Annotated in this window: 4 protein-coding genes and 1 pseudogene; 1 reads left to right on the forward strand and 4 read right to left on the reverse strand. The window is 33.5% G+C overall.

What is annotated here, in order from left to right; genetic code table 11:
* The first annotated feature begins 922 nt into the window (after positions 1–922).
* Positions 923–1,351, forward strand: coding sequence for a plasmid pRiA4b ORF-3 family protein (locus tag MUW73_RS03815; RefSeq protein WP_243575274.1), 429 nt, complete (start codon positions 923–925; stop codon positions 1,349–1,351).
* 219 nt (positions 1,352–1,570) lie between these two features.
* On the opposite strand, the gene MUW73_RS03820 is transcribed toward MUW73_RS03815, so the two are convergent.
* The 4 genes and pseudogenes from MUW73_RS03820 to MUW73_RS03845 form a co-directional block, all read right to left on the reverse strand.
* The gene (locus MUW73_RS03820) at positions 1,571–1,726 is read right to left on the reverse strand and encodes a hypothetical protein (protein WP_243575275.1); all 156 of its coding nucleotides are present in this window, start codon (positions 1,724–1,726) and stop codon (positions 1,571–1,573) included.
* A 221-nt stretch (positions 1,727–1,947) separates the two neighbouring features.
* Positions 1,948–2,988, reverse strand: coding sequence for a PDDEXK nuclease domain-containing protein (locus MUW73_RS03825; RefSeq protein WP_243575276.1), 1,041 nt, complete (start codon positions 2,986–2,988; stop codon positions 1,948–1,950).
* A gap of 16 nt (positions 2,989–3,004) precedes the next feature.
* Complete coding sequence (locus MUW73_RS03840; protein ID WP_306668681.1) at positions 3,005–4,552, reverse strand: AAA family ATPase; 1,548 nt, start codon at positions 4,550–4,552, stop codon at positions 3,005–3,007.
* 406 nt (positions 4,553–4,958) lie between these two features.
* A pseudogene (locus tag MUW73_RS03845) lies at positions 4,959–6,380 on the reverse strand (sodium:solute symporter family transporter); the annotation flags it as partial.

Here is a 6,380-nt window from a genome sequence, read left to right on the forward strand (position 1 = left end):
TTATATAATTAATATTATGTATATAACAAATTTTTAGACTGTTGCACAGATTCATCCATAAGATAATTTCATTGGGTGAATAAATGCCTTGTGCTTATTGTCCACCTGTAGATTACAATTTTAAAAAAATAAATTAACTATTAATAACTGTAATTAAAAATTATGGTCTTAATATTTAGTAAGACCCACAGTTTTATTCATTAGTTCCTTCTACTTCTGCATCATACAAAAATAAACTTGGATAACTCCACAACTACCTTTCTATTAGATAGAAAATTTTATTACATAAACATTTATATCTATCTGTATATATCTAATATAGTCTCAAATGTAATCAGATTATTGCCTTAATCTGATTACATAAAAATATTTTTAATATGATTATGAATACATAATGAATTTTGTAAGCAGAAGTAATTCGATTAACGATTAACTATATAACCTAAATAAAGTAAGCCTTACTAGAATAGTAAATATAACTATTATACCTAATTTATTTGACTACATTATTATATATCAGAAATATAGTTATAATTATATAGCACATTTTCAATCTATTTTATAGACTTGTTGATGTAGTCAGATTAGATTTTTAATCTAACTACATCTGCTTACAATGATGAACTATTGATCGATTCAAGCGCTCATGATAAAAGTTCTACTTTTCAGATGTATAAATTTAAAAACTATACTATTATAGTTGTAAATCAATAAAATATACTCATTAAGTTGACACCATTAACTGAATATGGATGTTGAAATAATCTTTTTATCTAAGATTTTTATGAGGAATGCTAGGCCTAATACAAAAATTATCATTTAAGTTGGTAATAATGTTACCATTAAAACAATCTCCTTAAGTTAAGTGCTTATGGCCAATTAGAAAAAAGTTGGTTAAACTTTAAGGCAACATATTCAGGGTATGAAAGGACAAATATATCTTTTTAAGGTTTCTTTAGAGAAGGGAATTTATTGTATAATTGAGCTAAAGGGTTCGTCTAGTCTTTACAAGTTTGCAGAAGCTATAATAAACGCCTTTGATTTTGAATTGGATCATGCGTTTGGTTTCTATAATAATATTAAATATATCCATAAAAGTAGTGAGGCATACACTTTATTTTGTGATTATGGCACGAGTATTGAGCTACATGAGAAAAGTGTTGAAAAATCTTATATTTATAAAGTTTTTGAGCAAGGCAAGAAAATGCTTTTTCTTTTTGATTACGGTGATGACTGGAGGTTTTTGGTAGAGTGTTTGGATGTTGTTGAGCCAGAAGCAAAAAAGAAATATCCAAATATCGTTGAGAGGCAAGGTAAAGCTCCATCACAGTATCTTGATTGTGAAGATTGAGTATAGTATTAGGCCTCTTGCATGCCCATCAACTCTTCTTTATCCCCAAGTGCAAAATAGAGGCTTTCACTATTACCCGTTGTCGATATCTTTTCAATAGCCCCCTCTTTAAAGGAGGCAATCATCTTATATCCCTTTACCTAATTGTAATTACCAACCGGATCTGCTCATGCCATAAATAAATTTTTATCAACAAATAACTTAACTTGTTCGCCTTCCTCAATAAGCAAGTACCCCCCCCTCTCCGGTAATCTGGTAGTTGCTGCACCAAATAATTGGCTCATTATGTAAACGAATGGTCTTTTTACTGGTATTAGACACAGCGCCATCTGCAATGTTTTGCAAATCATTTTGATAAAGCTTAACACGATCCAAATCATGGATTTCTTGCTCTGGAGCCTCATTGTTTATCGTTTTTTCTAAAATAATAAATGCAAGTGGTTTTCCAACAAATCCCTTGCATCTAGCATCATTTCTTGGTTATGAGGAAATAGTTTAGACTGCTCTTGAAAAGAGGGGCTAAAACGAGAATTTTAGATGGTTGGAAAAGACCGTTTTACATATTGCATCAAGAAGGGGTTATCTAGAAATTGAGATCAATCATCTTTTATGTGATCTAAACCTTTAGCAAGTTCTGCTTCCAATTCTTCAATGGTTGGAAGCGCTGTTTGTAATTTTTTAGGCAAATTTTTAGTAAGTCTGTATGTTGAAAGGCCTATCGGCTTATTTATATCACGTAAGGTATATTCTGCTAAAACGCCTACCTTAGACCGGCATAAAATTAACCCAATAGAAGGATTATCGTTTGAGTGGCGTAATAAGTCATCCACAGCAGAAAGATAAAAATTCATTTTTCCTACATATTCAGGCTTGAAATCTCCAGATTTTAACTCTATAACTATAAAGGAACGAAGCTTAATATGGTAAAATATTAGGTCTATATAAAAATCTTGCTCTTCAACTTGAAGATGATATTGACGCCCTAAGAAGGCAAATCCTTCACCTAACTCAAGTAGAAATTTTTCAATGTGTGCAACGAGTCCTTTTTCTACTTCTCTTTCATGGGCTTCATCCCCAAGACTTAGAAAATCGAATAAATAAGGATTTTTTAGGGTAGTCTGGGCTAAGGCGGCCTGTGTGGGAGGTAAATGTTGATCAAAATTGGTGATGGCACCTGACTGACGTTGATATAAATTGGTTTCTATTTGCATAGACAAGCTATTTCTTGACCAGCCATTTTTAATAGTAGATTCTATGTAAAACTTTTGTTGGATTTTATCGAGCCCAGAATAGATTAGGACTACAATATGGCCCCAGGGTATTTGGTCAACAGCTTGTTGACCGATTTCATCTGGCTGATATACTTGGGCAAACTTGCGCATATATTTGAGGTTTTGTGGGCTAAACCCTTTCATATCTGGAAAAGCAGCTCTTAAATCCTTGGATAGCTCAGCAATAACACCAGTGCCCCATCGTTCTTGCGCTTGCGCATGTAGAATACGACTTCCTATATTATGATAAAGGCACACAAGTGCTTTATTAACATGAAGAGAAGCTTTATATTTAGCAGTGGCTACACTGGTTTTTAAATCATTTAGTAGTTGATGGTAAGCTTGGTTAATAATACTTTTATTCATTTTAAGTAAAATCCTCTTATGAGTTAATCTCCAATATTCTGTCTACTCTAAATACTCTATATTCTTTTCGTTTTAAGCAAAAGGCTTCTACACCGATGTAAGTCTTGCTTAGGTATTCTATTTCTCCCACACTAATAGGCTGAATAGATCTTTGCGATTTTTCATCTTTTGCTTTTAAATAAGTAATATGGATAGTAGCTTTATCCTTAATAGCTCTTTGTAAGATTGTAATCTTATCTTCTAAAGAACATAAAAGGTCGGATTTTTGATACTGATAATTAGTTGCAAATTTGACAACATGAAAATCCATCCAAACATGTTTTTTAGCAATTGGTTTCTTGAGTACTAAACCTTCTAAACTGGTACATCTGCTCAGGGCAACATAGATTTGACCATGCGCAAATGTCCCTTTTCCTATATCTAATACTACTTTCTCAAAGGTTTTACCTTGACTTTTATGGATGGTAATAGCCCATGCCAGCATTACTGGATATTGGGTAAAAGCACCCGTAGTAGTTGATTTTAATTGACTGTCTTCTAAATAAAATTTATATGATTCCCAAGTATAAGGCCCTACCGTAACTTTCTTACCTATTTCAAGTAAAATGACCAATTTGGGAACGGCATTATCTCTATCAATAGCTATTATTTTCCCAATAGTACCGTTAATAAATTTGCCATTGGATTCATTATTGAGCATCATGACTTGCGCACCAAGTTTTAGATTTAGTTCCACAAGTGTAGGTAGTTGCTCTTTAGGAAAATCTCCTTCTATGGTCCCATCAAAGGTAAATTCTTTACTTTTTATACCTTTTAACCTTTGGGCGTTAATCGCTTGGGCACTTGCATTAGTAGTGGTTAAATAAATATAAAAATCATCTAAATCAGGCTCAAAAACAGCATCATATCTTTCATTAATTATTCCTATTTCACTGTCAGTTATAGAGTTATTACGAATATGGTTTAAGAGCTCGATAAATGTAGTATCCCTTTGCCGGTATATTTTATCCAGTTCTATAAACTCAAGATTTAATGATTTAAAACAATGGGCACTAAAGAAATAGGGAGTAGGATAGTGTGATTGAAATATTTGCTTTTCCTTACTGGGTACTACAGGGGGTAATTGATATAAATCACCGATACATATTACTTGCACGCCTCCAAATGGCTTATTTTCATTTTTACCATTCAGGCGAAGAAACTTATCGATACAATCAAGTAAATCAGCTCTAACCATTGAAATCTCATCAATGATGATCGCATCTAGCTTTTTATAAATATTCTCTTTGTTCTTATTTTCTTTAATGGTTTTGATTGCTGCAAGGGTTACATCAGGTTTTAATCCAAAAAATGAATGAAGCGTTTGACCTTTGATATTTACTGCAGCAGTACCTGTAGGGGCAAGGACGGCTATTTTCTTTTGGGTATTTTCTCTAAAATGCTTTAATAGGCTTGATTTCCCTGTACCTGCTTTACCAGTAATAAAAACATTCTTCTCGCCTGACTTCATAAGGTCAAGTGCTTTAATAAACTGCTCATTGAGTTCTATATTGGTCTGAGTCATTTAGTTAATTACTTAATAACGTCGTGGGAGATTATAGGTAAAAGTTGAGTTTTAAATTTGAAGATCAAATTTTTCACCAAATTAATACAGTAAATAACTATCAAATTAGCGAAATTGGCGGAATTATATGCTGTATTTTCGTTTTTTTCTTGTTTAGATAGATGGTTTAATTTCAATAAAGCGATTTTTAGATCCGTTTTAGGTAGGACTCAATACATCTACTACTTTCCCTATTGCGACCGTATATGCCTATCTGCCAAGTTAAAGATATCATAAGTGTCAACTTAAGGAAAAATATCAATAATGATTTCATATTTTTAGGATAGTGTTTAAAAAAGTGACTGCTTAAGTTGACACGCTTGGTTCAACAGATGAAAAATTTAAGCAAATTTTGACAAAGAATATATTAGCTATCTTTATCCTTTCCTTTACTATTTTCTTTAGCTTTACAAGCCTTTAGCGCTTGTTTAGCGGCTTTTTCTAATAGTGGCCCTATCTCTGGGCCCAAATATTCGTTTGCTAACCTAACATCTATGGCCAGCGTTTCTTTGACCATATGTGTTACTTCTTGTAGATGAGTATATCCTGCTGCGTGGCGTAGGTCATAGAGTCGCTCAGCTAGTTTAATAAAGAGAACCGAAAGTTGTACGTGATCCTCTCTAATCGCCTCTTTCAATCGATTCTGCACATACAGCAAAGAAGGGTGATCTAAATCTTGGCGTTTATCTATACCTACTACATTTAACACAAAGGAATAGACACCTAAATTATAATGTTCTTTAATGTAAGAAATAGGTAAACAAGTATAGCGAACCAATTCATAGAGCAAAGAAGCATAAATCACTTTAGGAGAGTGAAAAACCCATTCTACCACTAATTCAGTAATCCCTACCGCACGCACATAAAACAATTGACCACAGGCATGCCGTTTAAATCCAAAATGTTGCCTTAACAGTAAAAGCAAACCTGAAATGATTTTTACATCAATAGGATCAGCTTTACAAAATGATTTGCAGACATGGTCATGGAACTGCATTAATGCCATCATAGAACTAGCTTGCTCTTTAGGAGTGATAAGTCCTTCTGAGGTTAAACAATCTAGAGGTAGTTCGACAGTCATATTATCTAGAATATCCGTGACATTGCTAGGAAATACCAGCAACATAGTAGGGGGCTGGCTATCAATAGAAACCTCCAAATAGCCATAATGGGCACTCACTATAGTGGATATGGTGTCTTGCTCAAGATCTATGGATGGTAGTATTTTTTTCTTGCCTTGAGCGTCCGTAGTATCTATTGTATCATTGTAAACCTCCTTTACTTTAGGAAGTGCATCAGAATCAATAGTAGCCTGGCTAATGACTAAAGCAGTAGCTTGAAAATCTATAAAGGCAGCATGGCTGCTATCAATAGGATCAGTTCGCTTAAATTCTAAAGAAGTGGCATACAATTGTATTCTAACAATAGGTACATTTGGGCCCTCTAGTTTACCAATTCGTAAAATAGACTTAACCAATGAATAGACTACTTGATGGATGTCGCATACCATGTCAGGGCATGGTTCTCCATTAGGCAAGTTTATAGTTTCTATCAGCAGTCTAGGTGGAACAGCTACTTCTTGCGATAAAGCAATCTCTACCTTACGTATCAGCTTTTCTAAAGTAATTTTATCAGGTTGTAGTAGCACGTGATCCTTAGCTTTTTCTCTTCTGTTAAAGTAGATGATCCAGTCATAAAATTTATTAATAATACTTTGAATATCTTCCTTAAAAAGAGGAGTATGGTTGTCTAAAAAGGAGATGGATTCTTCAACTTTACGCACTACTTG

It is taken from the genome of Candidatus Cardinium sp. cByotN1, from assembly GCF_022810525.1.
Lineage (GTDB): Bacteria > Bacteroidota > Bacteroidia > Cytophagales > Amoebophilaceae > Cardinium.